Annotated in this window: 22 protein-coding genes; 8 read left to right on the top strand and 14 right to left on the bottom strand. The window is 61.8% G+C overall.

Features of this window, described 5'->3' with window-relative positions; translation table 11 throughout:
• Positions 1–8: 8 nt before the first annotated feature.
• The 12 genes from OP496_RS09290 to OP496_RS09235 form a co-directional block, all read right to left on the bottom strand.
• Positions 9–605, bottom strand: coding sequence for an outer membrane lipoprotein carrier protein LolA (locus tag OP496_RS09290; RefSeq protein ID WP_280563330.1), 597 nt, complete (start codon positions 603–605; stop codon positions 9–11).
• A 40-nt stretch (positions 606–645) separates the two neighbouring features.
• Positions 646–1,620 carry a glycosyl transferase gene (locus OP496_RS09285; protein ID WP_280563329.1) on the bottom strand — a complete coding sequence of 325 codons (975 nt, stop codon included), beginning with the start codon at positions 1,618–1,620 and terminating at the stop codon, positions 646–648.
• On the bottom strand, positions 1,617–2,375 hold the full coding sequence (locus OP496_RS09280) for a glycosyltransferase family 2 protein (RefSeq protein WP_280563328.1): 759 nt from the start codon (positions 2,373–2,375) through the stop codon (positions 1,617–1,619). Before OP496_RS09280 ends, OP496_RS09285 begins: the two co-directional genes overlap by 4 nt.
• Positions 2,368–4,197: an AMP-binding protein gene (locus OP496_RS09275; protein WP_280563327.1), complete on the bottom strand. Its 1,830-nt coding sequence runs from the start codon at positions 4,195–4,197 to the stop codon at positions 2,368–2,370. Before OP496_RS09275 ends, OP496_RS09280 begins: the two co-directional genes overlap by 8 nt.
• Positions 4,187–4,762, bottom strand: coding sequence for a hypothetical protein (locus tag OP496_RS09270; RefSeq protein WP_280563326.1), 576 nt, complete (start codon positions 4,760–4,762; stop codon positions 4,187–4,189). Before OP496_RS09270 ends, OP496_RS09275 begins: the two co-directional genes overlap by 11 nt.
• 8 nt (positions 4,763–4,770) lie before the next feature.
• Positions 4,771–5,034 carry a phosphopantetheine-binding protein gene (locus OP496_RS09265; RefSeq protein WP_246899936.1) on the bottom strand — a complete coding sequence of 88 codons (264 nt, stop codon included), beginning with the start codon at positions 5,032–5,034 and terminating at the stop codon, positions 4,771–4,773.
• Between the two features lie 161 nt (positions 5,035–5,195).
• A complete protein-coding gene (locus OP496_RS09260; RefSeq protein WP_280563325.1) occupies positions 5,196–5,903 on the bottom strand; it encodes a beta-ketoacyl synthase chain length factor in 708 nt (235 codons plus the stop codon).
• Positions 5,904–6,335: 432 nt separating this feature from the next.
• Complete coding sequence (locus tag OP496_RS09255; RefSeq protein ID WP_280563324.1) at positions 6,336–6,656, bottom strand: YnfA family protein; 321 nt, start codon at positions 6,654–6,656, stop codon at positions 6,336–6,338.
• Positions 6,650–8,176 carry an ABC transporter permease gene (locus OP496_RS09250; RefSeq protein WP_280563323.1) on the bottom strand — a complete coding sequence of 509 codons (1,527 nt, stop codon included), beginning with the start codon at positions 8,174–8,176 and terminating at the stop codon, positions 6,650–6,652. The genes OP496_RS09255 and OP496_RS09250 overlap by 7 nt, the downstream gene beginning before the upstream one ends.
• Entirely contained in the window at positions 8,173–8,871 is a 699-nt protein-coding gene (locus tag OP496_RS09245) for an ATP-binding cassette domain-containing protein (protein ID WP_280563322.1), read from the bottom strand. Before OP496_RS09245 ends, OP496_RS09250 begins: the two co-directional genes overlap by 4 nt.
• On the bottom strand, positions 8,868–9,719 hold the full coding sequence (locus OP496_RS09240; protein WP_280563321.1) for a putative selenate ABC transporter substrate-binding protein: 852 nt from the start codon (positions 9,717–9,719) through the stop codon (positions 8,868–8,870). Before OP496_RS09240 ends, OP496_RS09245 begins: the two co-directional genes overlap by 4 nt.
• Before the next feature lie 112 nt (positions 9,720–9,831).
• Positions 9,832–10,692 carry a MurR/RpiR family transcriptional regulator gene (locus OP496_RS09235; RefSeq protein ID WP_246894930.1) on the bottom strand — a complete coding sequence of 287 codons (861 nt, stop codon included), beginning with the start codon at positions 10,690–10,692 and terminating at the stop codon, positions 9,832–9,834.
• A gap of 228 nt (positions 10,693–10,920) precedes the next feature.
• On the opposite strand from OP496_RS09235, the gene zwf reads away from it, so the two are divergent.
• The 7 genes from zwf (at position 10,921) to ugpC (ending at position 18,286) form a co-directional block, all read left to right on the top strand.
• Entirely contained in the window at positions 10,921–12,396 is a 1,476-nt protein-coding gene (zwf, locus tag OP496_RS09230; RefSeq protein WP_280563320.1) for a glucose-6-phosphate dehydrogenase, read from the top strand.
• 18 nt (positions 12,397–12,414) lie between these two features.
• Positions 12,415–13,089 carry a 6-phosphogluconolactonase gene (pgl, locus tag OP496_RS09225; protein ID WP_280563319.1) on the top strand — a complete coding sequence of 225 codons (675 nt, stop codon included), beginning with the start codon at positions 12,415–12,417 and terminating at the stop codon, positions 13,087–13,089.
• 32 nt (positions 13,090–13,121) lie between these two features.
• Positions 13,122–13,784 carry a bifunctional 4-hydroxy-2-oxoglutarate aldolase/2-dehydro-3-deoxy-phosphogluconate aldolase gene (locus tag OP496_RS09220; protein ID WP_280563318.1) on the top strand — a complete coding sequence of 221 codons (663 nt, stop codon included), beginning with the start codon at positions 13,122–13,124 and terminating at the stop codon, positions 13,782–13,784.
• 212 nt (positions 13,785–13,996) lie between these two features.
• Entirely contained in the window at positions 13,997–15,313 is a 1,317-nt protein-coding gene (ugpB, locus tag OP496_RS09215) for a sn-glycerol-3-phosphate ABC transporter substrate-binding protein UgpB (RefSeq protein ID WP_280563317.1), read from the top strand.
• Between the two features lie 67 nt (positions 15,314–15,380).
• Positions 15,381–16,256 (top strand): sn-glycerol-3-phosphate ABC transporter permease UgpA, encoded by an 876-nt coding sequence (gene ugpA / locus OP496_RS09210; protein WP_280563316.1) that lies wholly within the window; start codon positions 15,381–15,383, stop codon positions 16,254–16,256.
• Positions 16,256–17,101, top strand: a complete 846-nt coding sequence (gene ugpE / locus OP496_RS09205; protein ID WP_280563315.1) for a sn-glycerol-3-phosphate ABC transporter permease UgpE — start codon at positions 16,256–16,258, stop codon at positions 17,099–17,101. The genes ugpA and ugpE overlap by 1 nt, the downstream gene beginning before the upstream one ends.
• Positions 17,102–17,173: 72 nt before the next feature.
• Complete coding sequence (gene ugpC, locus OP496_RS09200) at positions 17,174–18,286, top strand: sn-glycerol-3-phosphate ABC transporter ATP-binding protein UgpC (RefSeq protein WP_280563314.1); 1,113 nt, start codon at positions 17,174–17,176, stop codon at positions 18,284–18,286.
• Here the strand turns inward: ugpC and OP496_RS09195 are convergent.
• Positions 18,280–19,212, bottom strand: a complete 933-nt coding sequence (locus tag OP496_RS09195) for a glyoxylate/hydroxypyruvate reductase A (RefSeq protein WP_280563312.1) — start codon at positions 19,210–19,212, stop codon at positions 18,280–18,282. The genes ugpC and OP496_RS09195 overlap by 7 nt on opposite strands.
• 63 nt (positions 19,213–19,275) lie before the next feature.
• Positions 19,276–20,679, bottom strand: a complete 1,404-nt coding sequence (locus OP496_RS09190; RefSeq protein WP_280563311.1) for a PLP-dependent aminotransferase family protein — start codon at positions 20,677–20,679, stop codon at positions 19,276–19,278.
• 182 nt (positions 20,680–20,861) lie between these two features.
• Here OP496_RS09190 and doeA point away from each other — a divergent pair, with 182 nt between their 5' ends.
• Positions 20,862–22,061 carry an ectoine hydrolase DoeA gene (gene doeA, locus OP496_RS09185; RefSeq protein ID WP_280563310.1) on the top strand — a complete coding sequence of 400 codons (1,200 nt, stop codon included), beginning with the start codon at positions 20,862–20,864 and terminating at the stop codon, positions 22,059–22,061.
• The last annotated feature ends 31 nt before the right edge of the window (positions 22,062–22,092 follow it).

The following is a 22,092-nucleotide window of genomic DNA, read 5'->3' as shown; positions in this document are numbered from 1 at the left end:
CGATCCGGTCAGCGGGTATCGGCGTCGGGAAGGGCGTCGATCGCTTCGGGCGTCAGCGGCGTCTGGTCGCTGAAGTCGACGCTCAGGCGGTCGCCATCGGCGATGTGCATCTCCAGGTGCTCGACGTAGCGGCCGCCGGCCAGACGAATCTCGCCGATGCGCTTGGCCAGGGCCGAGTCGCGCGGGGTGAGCCTGATCCGCCAGTCGTCGGCGTTGCCCTCGAGTACCTGGGTAAAGCGTGAATCCAGCGCCGACCAGTCGCCGCCGAGCAGGCGTAACAATAGCGCGGCGATCTGCTCGCGACCGGCCTGACGGGCGCTTTCCGATTGCGCGGCGTCATCGGCATCGGCCGGCGTGAGCACCAGCGTGTCTTCCACGGGCGTTTCCAACTGCCAGACGACCTTCTCGTCGCGGACATAGGCGAAGCGTCCCTGGCTTTCGAGTTCGGTATCGACATCGGCGAGCCAACGCGTCTGCGTGAAGTGGCCTTCCAGCGCCGGGGTTTGCTCGAGCCGCGCCTGGAGCGCCTGGCGGTCAAAAGCGTGTGCGGCGAGCGGTAGCCCGACGAGCCCCAGGCATGCGTAGGCGATCAAGCGGCGCATCATGTGCTTTCTCCCGTGTCGATATGGCACGCGACGGCGAGACTCAGCCGTCGTCGCGTGTGTGCGTTGTCGAAGAACCCCAGAAGGGGAAGAAGTTGAACCATTGCAGAGGTTGGCGCTGGCATTGATCGGTCAGCCATTGTACGTAACGGCGCATGGCTTGTTCGCGCCAAGCATCGCGTTCGACGCGTTTGACGTGGGTGGTGTCGTCGAAGTCGCTGAATTCCACCCGGTAGCCTTCGGCGTCACGCAGGCAGGCCACCGTGTAGAGCGGACAGCGCAACAGGGTGGCCAGATGGAACGGGCCTTCGGGAAAGGCCGCTGGCGCGCCCAGGAAGTCGAGCGTCTGGGTGCGGCCGTCGTCGTTGATCGGCACACGGTCGGCGGCAATCATCACAAAGCGCCCTTGTTGGATGCGCTCGGCGAGCAGCATGGCGGTGGCCGGGGTGATCTCGCTGACTTCGATGATCTCCGGTGCGCGGCGCAGGTCGCTGCGGGCCAGCAGCTCGTTGAACTTGCTGGCGTTGCGGGTGTGCATGATCTGCACGACGTGGAAGTCGTCGCGACGTTCCTGCATGGCGCTGCAGATTTCCAGGTTGCCGACGTGCGAGACCAGCACCAGGCCGCCGCGTCCGCTGCGGATGGCGGCGTCGAGGCGGGCACGATCCGCGCCATCGACGCGCGCTTCCAGGGTACGCCCGCTCCAGGCATCGATCTTGTCCATCAGCATGCCGCCGAAGACCAGAAAATGACGCAGGCTCAGCCAGTGCACGCAGCGCGGCTTACGCCCGGCATACAGCGGCCAGATGCGCTTGAGATAGTCCTGCGACGCCTGGCGGGGAATGTGGCGTATCGCATAGTAGTAAAGAATGACCGGTACCAGCATGAGCCGAAACGGCCAGCGTCCCAGGTGGCGGCGAATCCAGATCATCAGGCGCATGCCGGCCAACGTGCCGGACTCCTGAACGCGCGACCAGTGTCGTGCATCGCGCTGCGTGTCGTCGTCGCTGGGGGTCATCCGGTACTCCTTGTCATTCGAGCATGGCGGCCTAGCAGGCGTGGCAGCCGCCGCAGCATACCGGCGAGCAAGCGTAAATGCATGGCGGTGAGTTGGCGATTATCGCGCCACATGGCGAAATGCGAGACGCCATCGAGGGGGTAACTCACCCGCACGGGCAGATTCTCGACCGGGCGCGCGTCCCATATCCAGCGCACGGGCAGTTCGGTGTCGAACTGCATGCGGTCTCCGCAGGAATGCCGTTCGACCAGGTGATTGGTCGCCGCTACCGGATACAGCTTGACGCCGCACATGGTGTCGCGCAGCGCGAAGGAAAGAGTGTTCAACCACACTAGCGAATGAGTGAGGTAACGGGCGTAGTAGCGATGACGAGGCACGCTGGCGTCGAAACGCGGGTAGCCGATGCGCAGCGTCATGTCGTCGGCATCGAGGTCGGCGAGAAACGGTGGCAGGTCGTCGGCGTCGTGCTGGCCGTCGGCGTCGACTTGCAGGGCATGCGTGAAGCCCAGCCGCTGTGCCTCGCGCAAGCCGGCCTTGACTGCTGCGCCCTTGCCTTGGTTCTGCGGCAGCTTGAGCAGATGTGTTTGGGGCGCGCCGGCGAGGCGCTCGAGAACGGCGGCACAGGCAAGCTCGCAACCGTCGTCGATCAATAAAAGGGGAACCTCCAGACGGCGTAGCGCCTGACAGGTGCGTCCCACTGCGTCGGCGTGGTTATAGACCGGAATGATGATACAGACGCGGGCATCGTCACGCATGGCACGCGTCCTCCGGTCGCGTCAGTGTCAGCGTGCCGGTCCCGTGAGTACCGCGCTGGCTGGTGAACGTGAAGCGTAGTCGGGTCGTCATGTCGTTGTTATGAGCGTTGTTGTGGATGTCGTTATGAGCGTGGTGATGAGCATTGTCGTGAGCCGTTGCATGCGATCTGTCATGCGTGGCGTCGAGCATCAGGGTGACGCGTTCCCCCGGTAGAAGCAGCAGGGGAAACTTGATACGTACCATATCGCGGCATACGCCGTGCAGGCCGAGGCTTTCGCGTGCGGCTTGGAGTGCCCAACGGACCATGACGATACCCGGCACCACCGGCTGCGTCGCGAAATGGCCCTCGACATAGGCGAGACGTTCAGGCACTTCGAGGGTCAGGCGCGCGCTTTGCGGGCCATCCAGCGTTTCGCCCAGCCAGCGAGGCACTCGGGGATCGTCGAGATCCGCGAAAAGGCGTGACAAGCACGTCGCGCCGAGCTTGCCCTGGGCGTCGCGGGGCCAGGCCTCGACGAATCGCCAGTAGCGTGGCAGCACGGCGTTTTCGAAGCGTGGCGTTAAAGCGGCGCGCAGCGTCTGGATAAGTCGGCGTCGTGCGTTGTGATCGTGCGGCACGGCCTCGGGGACGAGTTCGACGATGGCGCCCAGGCGGCCATCGCGTTTCGGCAAGGGAACGCAATGGGCACGGCGCACGTCCGGCAAATCACCGAGGGCGCGGTCAAAAGCGGTGAGCGAGACACGCTTGCTACCGACCTTGGCGATACGGTCGCTTCGGCCGAGTAGCCGAAAGCGGGTGCCTTCGACGACCACGCGGTCGGCCTGAGGCGTCCAGGTGGCGGGTGTGCTCAACCAGGGCGCGCGCAGCCATAGTTGATGCTCGACATCGTTGTGTACCTCGACGCCGGGGAAGGCGGTCCATCCGGTATCCCGGGATTGAACGCGCCAGGCGATGCCGCCGGTTTCGGAGCTGCCATAGACTTCGCGGACCTCGGTACCGAAAAGGCGTTGGGCATGCGCGGCGGCGTCGCGCGGCAAGGGGGCACCGGAGGAGTAAACGCGGGCGAGGACGCCGTCGACTGCCGGCCAGTCGAGTGTCTCCGGGAGCCGCTCGAGAGTCGGCGGGGCGCTGATCAGCACCGCCTCGCGCCGAGTTTGCGCCTGCCAGCGCGCCAACCACAGATGTAAGGTTTCCGGGTAGCGGCACATCTCGGCAGCGAACGGCGCACGCTCACATAGTGGGCGCAGCACGCTGAACAACAGGCCGTAGATATGCTGATGACTCACCTGGCTCAGGGTCAGGCGTGCATCGAGCGGCCATAGCGCGGCATGCATGCCAAGCTCCGCATCGAGCTGGGCGAAGTTCTTGTCGAGGCGCTGGGGTTCGCCGGTGGAGCCGGAGGTATAAAGCGTGACGGCGACACGTTCTGCCTCGAGCGTACCCCAGCGCGGCGTTTGTGGAGTGCTCGGTGTTAGGCCGCCGGGCATGTCTCCCAGGCGTGCGGCACCCAGGGCATCGAGGGCCTCGAGTGTGGCGGGGCGCGTGTCGGCCGGCAGGATGACATGATCGCCACGTTCCCAGGCGGCGATCAACGCACAACCGAATCGGTAAGGGTCGTGTATACTCAGCATCCAGCGACAGGGAGATTCCGCATGCGCGTCCAGCGCCGCCTGCCAGGCGCCGACGTCGGACTGGAATGTCTCCAGCGTTTGCCAGAGCGTCTCGGCGTGAGCGTCGGTTTGCCAGGCCACGGCGCGTGCAGGGTCGCGTTCGCGCCACGGGGCGGCCAGCAGCGGGCCGTGCGCCGCGTCATTCGTCATCGGGCGTTTTCCTCACCTGGCGGCGGATCAACCATTCGCCACCGAACATCGTGGCCAATAGGGCATAGACGATGCCCCCGTTGTAGAGCGTCCACGTGGCCAGGTCAGCGTAGAGTGCGGTCCATAGCGCAATGCTGCCATTGATGGCGAAGAATACGCACCAGGCCTGTGTGACGCGACGCGTATAGCGAACGCCGCGTGGTCCGAGGTTGGGTTCGCGGCGACGTGCGAGGCGTTCGATTGCGCTAGGCGGGCGTATCAGGCTGTAAGCGAAGGCGGCCAGCATGGCGGTATTGAGAAGCACCGGCCAGGCGCGCACGCCGAGTTCGGCGTGGCCGGCAGCGAGTATGGCCCCGCCGACGATAAGCAATCCCCAGCCCCAGCTTCGGCGCGCGGTCGGCAGCCGCCACCAAGCCAGCGCGACGAGGGCGATCAGAAGTGGCCAGGCGCCCAGGCGTGGCAGCAAGGCATGCACGGCCAGCGGCCATCCCAATGCCAGAATGCCTAGTAATAGGTTGCACAGGGCCGAGCGTGGTGCGGCCGACGACGAGGTCCGGGAATTCATGCTGGGCCCTACGCGGTGCGACGCTCCTCAACCAGCGCGGCGAGCGTGCGCAGGTTGCGGAAGTGGTGGCGTGTTTCATCACTATCGGCTTCCAGCTTGATGCCGTAGCGCTTCTGCAAGGCGAGCCCCAGTTCCAGGGCGTCGATGGAGTCCAGGCCGAGGCCTTCGACGAACAGCGGCTCGTCGGGATCGATATCTTCCGGTGTGACGTCCTCGAGCTCGAGGGTATCGATGATGAGATGCTTGAGCTCTTGTTCCAATTCGCTCGTCATGGGCGACTCCATTCTCGTCGATGCAGCATAAGGCGTATGTCGTGTGCGTAAACGTTGCCGACGGCGGGGCGCACTTTACCGGCTGGCCTATGATACAGGGTGTAAGCGGGTATAGGGCAGGGCGTCGATGGGCATGGGACGATCTCGTCCATGCGTTACGCTTAGTCGGCGCGAACCAACGACCATGCCTGGCGCGGCCGGTGACAATGGAGTTCGTCGCGTGTACCGCATAGCCAGTCGATGAGATCGCTGGGCTGTGGGCTGCCCTCGGTGGTGTCGTCGCTCGCCAGTGAGCGTGGGATGAGCGCCCAGGCGTCATCCGTGGGCGTCAACGACACGCGTAGTGCCACGGCGGCGGTGTCGACCGGGGTCGTGAAGTGCGCGGCGAAGCGCGCGGGGATCGCTTGCTCGGCGAAGGCGACGATCACTGCCGGCTCGCCCTGGGCCAGGTACCCCCGGGCTTCGACGAGCAGCGCGGCGAATTCGTCGCCCGAGGCGGCGATCGCTTGCTGGGTGCGGCGGTTGCCGCGCCCGATCGAATACACGCCGGGGATGGCGTTATGCACCGAGAGACCGAAGCGTGCCGGCGACAATGGCGCTTCCTCGGCCAGGGTATTGAGCATTTCCAGGGTGCGTTCGCCATCGCCGTGGCGAGAGGCATACAGTAGGGGGCAGTCGGCGTCGACATCGAGCTCGGCCAGCATGTCGCAGAGTGCGCGACCGATGCCGGTCAAGCGGCGTCGCAACATGGCGGGCACATGGCCGCCAGCGGGTTTTTCCGCGACGCTGAGGCGGGACTGCGACGTATCGCGGCGTCCGGGCTGCCAGGCGCGCCAGTCATGCACGTACATCATGGCCGGTGTCGTCATGCAGACATCTTCCCTTTCGTCGGCGAATGCCGCGGGCTCGATCCGTGGAGTGAGTGACAACGTATACGGACGTTTACCCTACCCGAGTCGTGGCATGATGGCTACTGTCTCGGGGCGCCGACATGGGAACTTGGGGGCGATGGGAGATCACAAAAAATGACCGCCCGGAGGGCGGTCCGGCCAGAGGCCAAACCCGCATGTGCGGGCGCAGGGAAACGTCGCTTGGCGCTGATGTGCAACGCGCGTGAACGTATGTGCTGTCAGGTATCAGACTATGTCAGTGCTGTGTAACTGGCTGTCAGCCATGGCGGCGAAAGGCGTAGGCAATGCTTGCGGGGTGGCGCAAGCGACTGGCTATATACTGGGTGATCGTTACGAGGCATGGGGGGAGCGTTGGCGCCCACCCTTGCGTTCGGCAGCGATGGTGTCTTCTTATCGCCATCCGCTGGCGATCACGCCCATCCCGGCAAGCGCGAGACCGGCGCCGATCCAATCGGTGAGTCGCAGCGGTTCGCCATCGACTGCCCACAGCCAGCCTAGGGCGCAGACGACGTAAACGCCGCCATAAGCGGCATAGATACGGCCGCTGGCGGCGGGGTGCAGCGTCAAGAGCCAGGCAAATAGCGCCAGGCTGGCGGCCGCCGGGATCAGTAGCCAGGGTGAGCCTTGTTGGCGAAGCCACAGCCAGGGCAGGTAGCAGCCGACGATTTCCGCCACGGCGGTGATGACGAACAGCAGTGTCGTGATCAGCATGCGGCTTCTCCCGTGGGATGGTCGCGATGGCCTGGGGTGTTGGCGATTTCGCGCGGGCGGTAGCGGCGTGCCAGGGCGTCGACGGCGATGTTCAGGCCGGCGGTGATCAGCAGCAGGAAGAATGCCTGATCGAACATCATATAGGCAAAGCTGGAGTCGATGTGAAAGCCCAACGTGGCGATGCCGAGCATGCCCAGCAGCGCGGTTTCGCGAATGATCGTCTCGGCGCGGTAGAACAATAGCGCCAGCAAGCCGCTATAGAGGCGCGGCAGCAATTCGTAGGCATAACGTGCAGATGCCGGCAGTGCGTGATTACCCGGCACGATGGCATCGGCATGCCGCGCCACTAAAAAGGCGATCAGTGCACCGTTGTGTAACGACAACGCCAGCCAGGCGGGCAGCATCGAGGGGCCGAGCATCAACAGGAAGATGAAAGCTAGCATCAATTCCGGCGTGGAGCGCATCAAGATCAAGACGCCTTTGCCTGCCATGCGGGTCGGGCGATTGCCGAAATGGCGGCTGGCCAATGGCCATAGCAGCAAGGCCACCATCAGACTGCCGACGGTGCCCATCAGTCCCAGTAGCAAGGTATTGCCGATGGCGGGCAAGAGGTCGGGGATGTCGCCGAACCACTGCCAGAGTTCGTTCCAGTTCCCTTCGAGTAGAGGTTTCGGCCATAGATCGACACTTACGAATCGCCACAGCAGTGCGCCGTCGATATCCGGCCAGGGGCCGAGTAGAAACAGACTCCCCAGCGCGATCCAGGGCAGCAAGCGGCGGTGCCCCCACAGATGCAGCGAGGCGATCATGAGATAGAACACCCACAGCAGGGCACCGGCTTCGGAATAGCGCCCTTCGCGGAAGGCGCTTTCCAGATGAAAACCTAGTGTCGGCAGGCCTACGAATCCCAGCAGCACGCTCGAGCGCATGGCGCATTCGAAGCGGTAGCGGGTATAGCCCGAGAGTCTCGCCCAGACCATGGGCAGCTCGGCATACACGAAGCGCGAAAGACGGCCCACGCCTTCGGGGAGAGCGTTGACCGGCGCACGCGGCGTGAGTTCGAGGATCTCGGCGTAGACCTTGGCGAAGATGCCGGCGTAGGGAATCGTCAAGGCGGCGATGGCGGTGACGGCCGACAGACCGAAGACCTGCAGCAGGAGTAGCGCCCAGAACAGCTCGTGGATGGCGCGCACGAATGCGCAACTACCACGTAGCAGGCGCGAGCGCGGGAAGAGCAAGGCCAACGGGAAGCCCAGTATCACGCCGAGCAACGTCCCCCACAGCGCAAAGCCGATGGTCAGGGCGATGGCATGGGGCAGTGACTCGGTCGCCAGGATGTCGGGATGCAGTAGGCCCGATAGCATGCGTCCCAGCTCGGCCCAAGGATCGTGGGTGGTGATCGCGAGATCGGCGAAAGGCAGCAATACCAGACACAGCGCAATCAGCCCTAACGAGCGCCGGGCGAGGCGTAGATTGAGGGAGTCCCCGGCGAGTAGTCCTGGTGCACGTTCGGCACTCATGCCGGCTCCGGTGGGACATCAGACGAGTGGGCGTCAGGATAGAGCGTGTCGAGATCGTCGAGCGTCAACTCGCGCGCCGGCGCATCGAGTATCAGTTGGCCGTCGCGCAGGCCCCATACGCGATCGAAATGCGTCAACGCGAGTTCGCGCTGATGCAGTGCGATCACGCAGGTCGCGTGCCGGTGCTGAACCATCTGCAGCAGACGACGTGCCTGGTGCGGGTCGATGCTGGCGACCGGCTCGTCGCCGAGAAATACCTCACGCGCCTGATAGAGCGCCCTGGCGATGGCCACACGCTGGCGCTGACCCCCGGAGAGTTGCGCCACGGGACGTTTGAGCAGTTTTTCGAGGCCCAGCTCTGCGCATAGTGCCTGGATGTCGTGCCAGGCGTCGCGTCGCGGGCGGATCAGGTTCATGAGGTTGGCGAATGCGGAGTGGCGCTCCAGGCGGCCCATGTAGACGTTGTGATAGACCGACAACGGCGGTACCAGACCGTGCTCTTGCGGACACCAGGCCGCACGATGCCCGAGGCGCTGGCGCAAGCCGGCCAGCAGGGTCGATTTGCCCACCCCGCTTGGGCCGAGCAGGGCCACGCGCTGGCCGGCCCTAAGCCTCAACGTGAGATCGGCGAGGACGGTATGGCGTGCATGACCCAGCGCCTCGCCATCGAAGCGAACGAGTTCCTCCACACTCAACGCAGCAGGCCCAGTTTCTCGCCGACGTCTTCGATAGGTTGATAGTCGTCGTTATCGGCGGGGATGAAGCCCTGACGAGGGAAGCTCTTGAGCAGCTCGGGGTCGTGCATATCGAGCAGTGCCTGACGCACCTTATCGGTAAAGCCGTCACCATAGCGGTCATCGACATCGCCACGCACGGTCCATTGATAGTCGGGGTAGGTCGGCGTCTTCCAGATCACGTCGACCTTGTCGGTATCCACGCGTCCATCGGCGACGGCGGCGTCCCAGACCTTGAAGTTGACGGCGCCGATGTCGTAGGTGCCAGCTTCGATCAGGGCGATGGTACGCGTATGGTCGCCGGAAAATCCGACACGCGAGAACAGCGACTTGGGTGGGGCCCCGAACTGTTTGCGAATGTAATATTCCGGCATCAGGCGACCGGAGGTGGAGGTCTTGGCGCCGAAGGTGAACGCCTTGCCTTGCACGTTTTTGGGCAGATCATCGCCCTGAGTGTCGACATCGCTGTCATGGTTGGCGATGAAGTAGGTACGGAATTCGGCGTCCTCCTTGCCCTGGGCGATGGCGCGGGAGTCGGGTACCAAGCGGCGTGCCTGAACACCTGTCAGGCCGCCGAACCAGGCCAGTTGCACCTGGTCGTTGCGGAAGGCCGAGACGGCGGCGCTATAGGATTTGACTGGCACGTACTCGACCGCCACGCCCAGTTGGTCCTCGAGGTAACGAGCGACCTTGTCGAAGCGCTCCTCGAGCCGTGACTGGTCTTCGTCGGGGATGGCCGTGAAACGAAACGTTTCCGCCGTGGCGGCGGTACTGACGAGAATCAATAGGCAGGCGACGAGCCAGCGCATGGGCATACTCCTTGGGAGAAAGGCGGTGTTACTAAAAACGCCTCAATGAGCGTGGTGAAACGCTCATTGTCGTGACTGTGTACGGTGTGGCGGCAAGCGCGCTCCACGACGTTCACTCGTCGTGGAGCGGAAATCGAGTGGCTTGCAGACTGTCCTTTATCTTCTTGAGGTGCGGCAGGAAGTCTTCGCCGCGACGCAGCGTGACGCCCGTCGCCAGCACGTCGATCAAGGCCAGATGAATCATGCGCGAGGTCATCGGCATGTAGACATCGGTGTCTTCCGGGGTAATGACCTCGAGGGTTTCGGTGCACTCGTGGGCGAGTGGCGAGTCGGGCGCGGTGATGCCGAGTACGATGGCGCCATTGTCACGCGCTACACGGGCGATCTCTACCAGCTCGCGGGTACGGCCGGTGTAGGAGACGATGACGATGACATCGCCGGTATGCGTGGCGGCGGCGACCATGCGTTGCATCAGCACGTCTTCATAGGCGGTGACGGGCAGGTTGAAGCGAAAGAACTTGTGTTGCGCGTCCTGGGCCACGGGTCCCGAGGCGCCGAGGCCGAAGAAGCTGATCTGCTTGGCCTGGATCAGATAATCGACGGCGCGCTCGACGCGCTGTGCGTCGAGCGCGCGGCGGGCATCATCGAGAGCGGCAATGGTGGCGCCGAAGATCTTGTCACCGTAACTTGCGGCACCATCGTCACGCTCCACGCTGCGGCTGACATAGGGCGTGCCGCCGGCTAGGCTCTGGGCCAGTTTGATCTTGAAGTCGGGATAGCCCTTGGCGTCGAAATTGCGACAGAAACGATTGACCGTTGGTTCGCTGACCGCTGCCGCCTGCGCCAGCGTTGCGATGCTCATGCCAGTGGCGGCGGCCGGGTCGTGAAGAATCACGTCGGCCACTTTGCGTTCGGAACGATTGAGTTCCTCCAAACGGGAACGGATACGGTCGATCAGATCGAAGGCTGGCATGCGTAATGAGAGTCTCTGTGTGCCAAAAGTGTCGAGAGGTAGTCAATTAACTACGTTGTGTTAGACAGGCATCCTAGCGTGGTGGCGCAGGGTCGCCAAGCCAAGTCGTTCACGAATATGAGGTAAGCGTGTACTGCTATGGTAGTAAATTTACATAATAAATTTGCCGAAGAGCCCTGATATGGCTTATTTTATAAGTAAGTTAACCAGATTTTTGAGGGCCGCGTCATGAGTCGAGATATCACGCCCGATGTCGATCTGGCCCTTTTCGGGGCGCTTGGCGATTTGGCGCTGCGCAAATTGTATCCGGCATTGTACCATCTCGATCGCGAAGGGTTGCTTGGCGATACCACGCGTATCCTGGGGCTGGCGCGCCAGGAACACGATGTCGATAGTTTCCGCACTAACGTCAAGGAAGCCCTTAACAAGCGGCTCACGTCCGACGAGCTGGAAAAGGCCTGTCTTGAGCGGTTCCTGGCGCGTCTCGATTACCAGCAACTCGACTTTGCCACCGTCGCGGGATATGACGCCATTCGCGATTGGCATGACGCTACCGAACGCCCCATGGTCGTGTACCTCGCGGTGCCGGCCAGCATCTACGGCGATATCTGCGCCAATCTCCACGCCAGTGGCAGCCTCGATGACGAGACCCGTGTGGTGGTCGAGAAGCCCATCGGCTACGACCTCGAATCCTCCGTTCAGATCAACGATGCCATCGGCGATGTCTTCCCCGAGTCGCGCATTTATCGCATGGATCACTACCTGGGCAAGGAGACGGTCCAGAACTTGATCGCGCTGCGCTTCGCCAATCCGTTATTCGGCAATCAGTGGAATCAGAACCAGATTTCGCATGTGGAAATCACCGTCGCCGAGAAGGTGGGCATCGAAGGCCGCTGGGGGTACTTCGACGAGGCGGGGCAGTTGCGTGACATGGTCCAGAACCACTTGTTGCAGCTGCTGTGCCTGATCGCCATGGATCCGCCGTCGAATCTTGACGCCGACGCCATTCGTGACGAGAAGGTCAAAGTGCTCAAGGCGCTCAAGCCCTTGGTAGGTGAAGAGCTATCGCGCAACGTGGTCCGTGGCCAGTATATCGGCGGCTCCGTGGATGGCGAGAGTGTGCCGGGCTATCTCGACGAGGAAGGCGCCAACACCTCGAGCCACACCGAGACCTTCGTGGCCATGAAGCTCGAGGTTGCCAACTGGCGTTGGGCGGGGGTGCCGTTCTATTTGCGTACCGGCAAGCGTATGCCGGAAAAGATGTCGCAAATCGTGATCCACTTTCGCCAGCAGCCGCACTATATCTTCGATCCCGACCAGCGCGGACTGGCAGCCAACAAGCTGGTTATACGTCTGCAGCCGGAGGAAGGTATAGCGCTGCAGGTACTGACCAAGGACAGCGGGCTCGACAAGGGCATGCGCCTGCGGCCTGGGCCGCTACATCTGGATTTCAATCACGCCTTCCCGAAGACACGGATTCCCGATGCCTACGAGCGCTTGCTGCTCGAGGTGATGAAAGGTCAGCAATACCTGTTCGTGCGTCGCGACGAGGTGGAATACGCCTGGAAGTGGGTAGATCAACTGATCGCTGGCTGGGAGGCGAGGGATATGCCGCCGCGCCGTTATCCGGCGGGTTCCTGGGGGCCCGTGGCATCGATCGCCATGATTACTCAGGACGGTCGCTCCTGGTATGAAGACTATTGATTTGATGGGCAGCCGATTATGACAAGCATCGATGAAGGCCGTCGTTATCTTGCCGAGCGCCTCGCGGACACCGTGGCCAAGGCGCTCGAAGCTGACTTGGCCAGTCGCGAACGGGTGCTGCTGGTGGTTTCCGGCGGCTCCACGCCGAAGCCATTCTTCAGCGCCCTGGCTACCAAGGCGCTGCCTTGGTCGCGTATCGACGTGACGTTAGCCGACGAGCGCTGGGTAGCCAGTGATGATGCCGACAGCAATGCGCGCCTGATTCGCGAAACGTTGCTCGTCGGGCCGGCTGCCGAAGCGCGTTTTCATTCTCTGACCACCGACGACGACACCCCCGAGGCCGGCGTCGAGGCGGTGTCGGCGCGCGTCGCATCGTTGCCGTGGCCGGCCAGCGTGGTCGTCTTAGGCATGGGTGGCGATGGGCACACGGCCTCGCTGTTTCCCGACAGCGACCAGCTGGCCACGGCGCTTGAAACATCCGAAGCGACAGTGGCGGTGCATGCGCCCAGCGTACCGCAGGCGCGGATTACGTTGAGTGCCGCGCGCCTGGCCGATGCCCATCTGCATGTCCTGCACATGACCGGCGAGGAAAAGCGTCGCGTCTTGGCCAACGCGTTGGGGGGCGATGATGCTCGGCAATTGCCGATTCGTGCCTTCCTCTCCCAGCCGATCGCGACGTATTGGGCGCCCTGAGCCCTGCGTTTACGAACCCCCGGAGCCTCTCCATGACTATCGACAAACAGCTTCCTTCCACTCGCACGACGGAACTCGACAGCATCTGCCAGAAGGTGGAGGTGATTCCGGTGCTGGTGATCGATCGCCTCGAGGATGCCGTGCCCATGGCGCGTGCTCTGGTCGAAGGCGGGCTCAACGTACTCGAGATTACCCTGCGCACCGACTGCGCGTTGGATGCCATCCGGCGCATGCGTGCCGCGTTGCCAGGTGTGAGCATCGGCGCTGGCACCGTGCTGACACCCGCCCAGTATCGGCTGGCCGAAGAGGCCGGCGTGGACTTCGTGGTTACGCCCGGTACCACCGAGGCGCTGTATCGCTATGGCGTGGAAAGTTCCGTGCCGATGCTGCCGGGTGTGGCCACGGTATCCGAGTTGATGACCGGCTGGCAGTACGGTTATCGACGCTTCAAGTTTTTCCCGGCGGAAGCCAGTGGCGGTGCCAAGGCGATCAAGTCCATTGGCGGCCCGATCCCGGAGGCGCGTTTCTGCCCCACCGGCGGCATCACCGTGGAAAACGCCGACGATTATCTCAGTCTCCCCAACGTGATGTGCGTGGGCGGCTCATGGCTGACGCCCAGCGATCTGGTCGAGAACGAAGACTGGGACAGCATTCGCGAACTGGCGCGCAAGGCCGCCGAACGCTTTCATCACTAACGCTTTATCAGGACGACTTGCTATCAAGCAGGCAACCGTTTCTCTCTCGACAGCTGATGCTGTTCTTCCGACCCGCCGTTTGGCGGGTCTTTTTTTTGCTTCACGCACGTTAGCGGGATGGCGTCGATGATCTGACGTCATTTAATTGAAAGATTCCTGGCCTAGTCTGGCGCAAGTGGCGTCGATCCCCTGTACTGGACAAGGAGCTTTTCATGCAACGTGCTTTCTTGCTTTCTTCTCTTGGCATCACGCTGGCCTTGGGAGCCTGCGCGAGTAGCGCTCAGGCCAATACCGAGATTACCTGGTGGCATGCCATGGGGGGCGCACTGGGCGATAAGGTCGACCAGATCGCGGCCAGTTTCAATGCCAGCCAGGATGAATATGTCGTCAGTCCAGTCTTCAAGGGTAACTATACCGAAACCATGACCTCGGCGATCGCCGCCTTCCGAGCGGGCAAGGCGCCGGAGATCGTGCAGATCTACGAGGTGGGTACTGCGACCATGATGAGTGCCAAAGGCGCCATCGTGCCGGTTTACCAGTTGATGGCGAATGCCAATGTCGATTTTGACCCGAACGCCTATTTACCAGCAGTGACGGGATACTATACCGATCCCGAAGGACGCATGCTGTCCATGCCTTTCAACTCCTCTACGCCGGTTACTTATGTCAATCGGGATATTCTGGAAAAGGCCGGGATCGATGAGTTGCCCGATACATGGCAGGGGCTAGGCAAGGTGCTCGAAAAGGTGGTCGATTCCGGTGCAGCAGAATGCGGTCTGACCACCACTTGGCCATCCTGGGTGATGCTCGAGAATTACTCGGCACGCAACGACATTCCCTTTGCTAGCCAAGCGAACGGTTTCGAAGGGGTGGATGCGCGGCTGAAATTCAACCAAACCGCCGTGGTCGACCATGTTCAGCGTCTCAGGAAATGGCAGCAAGACGAGCGCTTCGAGTTCGGTGGTCGCAAGGATGAGGCTGCTCCCAAGTTTTATTCTGGCGAGTGCGCCATGATGATGGCTTCTTCTGCCTCCTACGCCGGGGTAAGTGAGAATGCCAGCTTTGATTTCGGTGTCGCACCACTGCCTTATGACGCCGACGTGATCGACACGCCCAACAATACCATCATCGGCGGGGCCTCGCTGTGGGTACTCAACGGCGCCACAGCGGCCCAGAAGAAGGGCATCGCCGCATTCTTCGAGTACCTTTCCACGCCCGAGGTGCAGGCCGACTGGCACCAGTTCACCGGGTATCTGCCGATCACCGAGGCGGCCGCCGAGCTGACCCGTGAGCAAGGCTTCTATGCCAATAATCCAGGTACCGAGGTGGCGATCCAGCAGATGACCGGCTCTGCACCTACCGAGAATTCCAAGGGGCTGCGACTGGGCAACATGGTGCAGATCCGGGACGTCATTAATGGTGCGTTGGAGAAGATCTTCGCTGGCGAAGTCGGTGTGCAGGCAGGTCTCGACCGAGCAGTCGAAGAGGGTAATGCCCTACTGGATGAATTCCAGGACGCCAATAGCTGATTCGCTGGTCACCCCCGTCCGTCACCGGTAGTGCCGGTAGCGGGCGGGTGTGTCATGGAGATGTCGCATGGCCTACTTTCAACGCTCTCCTCTCACGCCCTGGTTGCTGCTGGCACCACAGTTGATCATCGTGAGTGTGTTCTTTTTCTGGCCGGCATGGCAGGCGGTACAGCAGGCGTTCTATATCGAGGATGCTTTCGGTCTGTCGCAGCAATTTGCTGGCCTGTCCAACTTTATTGCTGTGCTCAGTAATCCGGATTACTACAGCGTCATATGGACCACGGTCGTGTTCTCGTTGTCGGTGGCGCTAGGTGCTATGAGCATTGCTCTATTTTTGGCGGTGCTTGCCGATCGCGTTATCAAGGGTGCGAGTACCTACAAGACGTTTCTGATCTGGCCTTATGCAGTGGCACCGGCGGTGGCGGGAGTGTTATGGCTTTTTCTATTCGATCCCTCGCTAGGGTTGGTAACTGCCCTGTTGGAACGCCTGGGTATCGAGTGGAATCACAACCTCGACGGTGGTCAAGCGTTGTTGTTGGTTATCCTGGCATCCGTATGGAAGCAGATGAGTTACAACTTCGTATTCTTCTTGGCCGGGTTGCAAGCGATTCCCAAGAGTTTGTTGGAAGCAGCGGCCATTGACGGTGCCAATCCCATGCGTCGTTTTTGGACCATTGTCTTTCCGCTGTTGTCACCAACGAGTTTCTTCTTGCTGGTCATGAACAGCATTTATGCCTTCTTCGAGACGTTCGGAACCATCGATACCGTGACCTCGGGTGGACCGGGGAGTGCGACGACGACGCTAGTCTACAAGATCTATCAGGATGGTTTCGTGGGTCAGAATCTCGGTACTAGCGCAGCTCAATCAGTGTTGTTGATGATGCTGGTGGGAGGGCTGACATTCATTCAATTTCGTTTCGTCGAACGTCGAGTACAGTACTGATGCGCTATCAACGCCTAGGGCTGGATCTGGTCAGCCATCTATTGCTGGCGGCAGGGTGTGGCCTGTTCTTCCTGCCGGTGTGGCTGGCCTTTACGGCAAGTACGCACTCGATGAGCGATCTTTACACGCATATTGCGCCTCTATGGGTGGGCGATGTTGGCCTGGACAATTATGCGCAATTGTTAAGCGAGCCGGTCAATGGTTTGAAGACCGGAATGCTCCGACTTCTATTCAACTCATTGGTAATGGCGACCGGCATTGCCGTGGGCAAGATCGTGATTTCGGTGTTGGCGGCTTATGCCATCGTATTCTTTCGCTTTCCTTTTCGTCGCTTATGTTTCTGGCTGATTTTCATCACGCTGATGTTACCGGTAGAGGTGCGTATTCTGCCGACCTACGAAGTGGTCGCGAACCTTCATATGCTCGATAGCTATTCGGGGTTGATCCTGCCGTTGATCGCCAGCGCGACGGCAACGTTTCTCCTGCGTCAATTCTATCTGACGATTCCCCCCGAGCTGGTTGAAGCTGCGCGTATCGATGGCGCGGGCCCCTGGCGTTTCTTGAAGGACATTTTGTTGCCACTGTCGAAGACCAATCTCGCGGCACTGTTCGTGATCATGTTCATTTATGGCTGGAATCAGTATCTATGGCCGCTGCTGATCACTACCGATGCCAATTACATGACCGTGGTGGTTAGTCTCAAGCGCATGCTGACTACGGGGGACGCTTTGGTCCCTTGGCAGGATGTCACGGCGACGGCAATACTCGCCATGGGCCCTCCTGTCCTGGTGATCCTGCTTCTACAGCGCTACTTCGTCAAAGGGCTGGTCGACGCCGAAAAGTAAGGCGGCACTATAGCGACTAACGTGAATTAGCGACTAGCGTGAATTCGAACAGAATCAATGAGATAAAGACCTATGGCTATCCTGCATTTGACGCGCCTCAAGAAGCGCTACCCCAATGGTTTTATCGCCCTGCATGGGATCGATCTGTCGGTGACCGAGGGGGAGTTGATCGTCATCGTCGGGCCTTCGGGATGTGGCAAGTCGACCTTGCTGAGGACGTTGGCGGGGTTGGAGTCGATCAGTGATGGCGAGCTTACGATCAACGGTCGGCGCGTCAACGAGCTGGAGCCTGCCGAACGCGATATCGCCATGGTCTTCCAGAACTATGCGCTCTACCCGCACATGAGCGTGGCCGGGAACATGGGCTATGCCCTGAAAAATCGTGGCGTTCCCAAGTACGAGATCCGTCGTCGCGTGGCGGCGACCGCCGAGCTGCTGGGTCTCGGCGAGTTACTCGAGCGGCGTCCGAGGCAGCTATCCGGCGGACAGCGTCAGCGTGTCGCGATGGGGCGGGCGATCGTGCGTGAGCCGCAAGTCTTTCTCTTTGACGAGCCGCTTTCCAACCTCGATGCCAAGCTGCGCGTGCAGATGCGTCTGGAAATCCGGCATCTTCAAAAGCGACTTGGAATCACCTCGGTCTACGTCACGCACGATCAGGTCGAGGCGATGACCCTGGCGGACCGTCTGGTCGTGATGAACGGCGGGCATGTCGAGCAATGTGGAACGCCGATGGCGCTCTACGCGGAGCCGGCGACACGCTTCGTGGCCAGTTTTCTCGGTTCGCCGGCGATGAATTTCCTGCCCGTGACGATCCACCAGGGAGGGGTGGTGCTGCCCAATGGCACACCGTTGGCGCTGCCTGTGGACATACCCGAAGGGCGGGCGGCGACCCTTGGCATTCGCCCGGAACATCTTCTCGAGGCGACATCTACGCAGAATGCAGGCGTGGTCCTGGAGGTGATGATCGAGATGCTCGAACCGCTGGGGGCGGATATGTTGGCCTACACGCGTTTGCCTGGGCTCGAGGAATGGTTGGTGGTGCGTCTGGACGGCGCGCACGCCGCCCGCGAGGGGCAGCGTTTGTCACTCACGTTTTCACCGGCGTATTGCCATGTCTTCGACGCCGACGGGATGCGCGTTTCCATGACCGAGGCAGCCGATGCCAAGGCGCGGGCGGTTCAATAGCCGGCATTGGGGTCCACCGTGTCGATGGCTTCCCCGGCCTGCATGGCGGTGAGGGCCTTGGCGACCTGGTCGGCGGCTTCGTCGATGGGGGTCGGGCCGGCCATGTGCGGGGTAATCCATAGGCGTGGATGCTGCCACAGCGGACTATCGTCGGGCAGTGGCTCCGTGGGAAAGGCATCGAGCAAGGCGCCACGCAGTCGGCCGTTTTCGTCCTCGCCGGTACCCAGCGCTTCGAGTAATGCGGCCTCGTCTATCAGCGTACCGCGTCCGGGGTTGATGAGGCTGGCGCCGTCGGGTAACGCGGCCAGGGCGTCGCGGTCGATGATGCCGCGTGTGGAAGGCGTATCCGGGAGCAGCGTGACCAGGCTGTGGACCTTGCCGAGCAGGGTCTGGAGGCCATCATCGCCGTGATGGCAAGTGATGCCCTTGAAGGCCTTGGGCGAGCGACTCCAGCCGTGCACTGGGTAGCCGTCGGCGGCGAGCTGGCGGGCCACATGGCGGCCGATGGCACCCAGCCCGAGAATGCCGATGCTCCATTCGCGCTTGGGCGTGAGCGCGTGTTCGCGCCAGGTGGTGTGATGCTGCTGGCGACGGTAGCGGTCGAAGTCGCGCTGAAAATGCAGCACGCCATAGCGTACGTAGTCGGCAATCAGCTCGCCCATTCCGGCATCGCGCAGCTTGACGATGGGGATGTCCCGGGGAAGTGCGGGGTTGTTGAGCAACGCATCCACGCCAGCGCCGAGATTGACGATGCCCTTCAGCGCTGGCTGGGCCTCGAAGAGCGATGCCGGTGGTTTCCATGCCGCGAGATAGTCAGCCTGGAAATCGCTCGTTTCGTCACTGATGGCGAACTCCGCCGAGGGTAAACGCGAAGCGAGCCTATCTTTCCAGAGCGCGGCGTCGTCGGCATGGATCAAAATGCGCATGAAGTCCTCATGGGGTAGTCGTGGATGATGAAAGAGAGGCGTCGTTGATGCGCGCCTATCGCGCTATACGATTTGTAGCATCGGTGGCGGTGCCTCGCCGAGCAAACGCCCGAGAATCGTCAATCCCTGATCGAAGCGTTCGAGATCGTTTTCGCCACCCAGGCTCAAGCGAATACGCCGAGGTGCAGGGCCCTGATCGACCATGAACGACTGCGCCGTAGAAATCGCCAAGCCCTCCTGCAGTGCCTGTTGCTGCAGTTCCTCTGCGCGCCATGCCCCGGGCAGGGCCAGCCAGATATGCATGCCCGTGGGACGCGAGGCCATGGCGTGGCCCGCGAGGCGTGTGCGGGTCAGTTGCTGACGCTCGGCAAGCAGGCGCCGCTGCTCGCAGGCCAGGGCATCGACGGTACCATCGGCCAGCCAACGGTCGGCGATCTCGAAGACCAGCGGCGTAGCCATCCAACTGGTGGCGCGCAGTCGGGGCAGGGTGTGGTGCAGCTGTCCGCGCGGCACGCTGAGATAACCGGCGCGCAGGCCCGAAACGGTGGCCCTGGTCAGGCTGGTGATATGAAAGCTCTGGCGCGGTAGACGCGCGGTCAGCGGGCTCAATCCGGGTGGCTCGAGCAGGGCGTGCACGTCGTCCTCGATCAACCAGGTACCGTGTCGTGCCAGCACCTCGGCCACGGCATCGCGCCGTGTGTTGTCCATGGTCGCGCCGGTGGGGTTGAGCTGCGTGGGCGTCAGGCACACGGCACGCGGTCTGTAACGCTGGCATGCGGCGTCGAGGGCGTCGGGAATCACTCCTTGTTCGTCGATGGCTACACCGCGCAGTTGCAAGCCCAGCGTGCGTGACAAAGCGATCAAGCCGTGGTCAGTGAGTGCCTCGGTCAACACCACGTCGCCATGCTGAACCAGCGTGGCGATGGCCAACATCACACCGTGGACGGCGCCATTGCACAGCACTCGGTCGTCGGGCGTGCCGGGCACGCCGAGCGTGTCGTGTAGCCATTGGCTGGCGCGCTCGCGCTGGTGGTGCAGTCCCGCGATGGGGCGGCAGGCATCGATGACATCGGGATGTGCGCTGTCCGCTACGTCGCGAAGCGTTTCGCGAAAGCGTAGATGATGCCCGGGTGGGCAGATCGGGTGGGCAATGGAAAGATCCACTGGGGAGACGTCCATGGCCATGTTGGCGCTGCGTAGGTACTCGGCCTCCTGGCCGTCGTCGAGACTGTTGATCCAGGTGCCGCTACCCACGCGGGCTTGCACCAGGCCCATCTTTTCCGCCTGGGCGTAGGCACGCGAGACGGTTTGCACGCTCACCGCCAATGTCTCGGCAAGACAGCGGTGTGGCGGCAGGCGCGTACCGGGCGTGAGCTCGCCCTGGTGAATGGCCTCGGCGAGTGCTCGGGCGATGGCTAGATACTTGGGCCCATGGGCCGGTAGATAGGGTTTCAGGTCAATTGTCATGACACAATAAAGCCTTTGACGGCAAGCAGCGCGTGAATGCTAGTATCGCTGACAACGCATTGATCGACAATTGTACTGATTTCTTCCTTCCTTGTGTCAGTACGATTTATTTCATCGAATGCAGGGTCCTGCCTCCCGTCCGGGAGATCAGGGATGAGCAATTCTATCGGGCGAGTGGTGCCATGTCTGAGGTTTCCCTGCCTTTCACTCGTGAGGAATACGCCAGCCGTCTGCACAAAGTGCGTTCGGCCATGGCCCATCGAGGGATCGACGTTCTGATCGTCAGCGATCCATCCAACATGGCGTGGTTGACGGGGTACGATGGTTGGTCCTTTTATGTGCATCAGTGCGTGTTACTCGGCTTGGAAGGCGAGCCGGTCTGGTATGGGCGCCGCATGGATGCCAACGGGGCGCTACGTACCTGCTGGATCCATCCGGAGAACATTACCTATTACCCGGATTATTACGTTCAAAATCCCGATATGCATCCCATGGAGTACCTGGCGCAGTCGATCCTCCCGGATCGTGGCTGGCACGAGGGGACCATCGGCATGGAGATGGATAACTACTACTTTTCCGCCAAGGCGTATGTGAGTCTCATACACCAGTTACCGCATGCACGTTTCGCGGATGCCAATTCGCTGGTCAACTGGTGCCGGATAATCAAGTCGCCGCAGGAAATCGAGTACATGCGCATTGCGGCGCGGATTGTCGAGGGCATGCATTCGCGTATCCTCGAGGTCATTCAGCCGGGGGTGCCCAAGAGCAAGGTGGTGTCCGAGATCTACCGCGTGGGCATCGAGGGCTGGGCCGATCCGCAAGGGCGTGTCTTCGGTGGCGACTATCCGGCCATCGTGCCCATGTTGCCGACCGGTGCGGATGCCGCTGCGCCGCACCTGACCTGGGATGACACCCCGTTTCGCAAGGGCGAGGGTACCTTCTTCGAAATCGCCGGTGTGTATCGTCGCTATCACGCGCCGTTGTCGCGTACTGTGTTCCTGGGCACGCCGCCGCGCCAGTTCCTGCGCGCCGAGTCGGCATTGCTCGAGGGTATCGACAACGGTCTGGCGGTGGCCAAGCCAGGTAATCGTGCCGCCGATATCGCCATGGCGCTGGGCACGGCGATGGACAAGTATGGCTTCGACCGTGGCGGGGCGCGCTGCGGCTATTCCATCGGCATCAGTTACCCGCCGGATTGGGGCGAGCGCAATGTGAGTCTGCGTCCCTCCGATGACACCATTCTCGAGCCGGGGATGACGTTTCATTTCATGCCGGGCCTCTGGGAAGACGACTGGGGCCTGGAGATCACCGAAAGCATTCTGATTACCGAAACTGGTTGCGAGACACTGGCCAACTTTCCACGCCAGTTGTTCGTGTGCTGAGCCGTGGGATGCGAGACGAGGAGAAAATGAC

This window comes from Chromohalobacter sp. 48-RD10 (assembly GCF_029889785.1).
In the GTDB taxonomy this organism is placed as follows: Bacteria; Pseudomonadota; Gammaproteobacteria; order Pseudomonadales; family Halomonadaceae; genus Chromohalobacter.
This window is presented reverse-complemented; position numbering and strand designations above follow the sequence as displayed.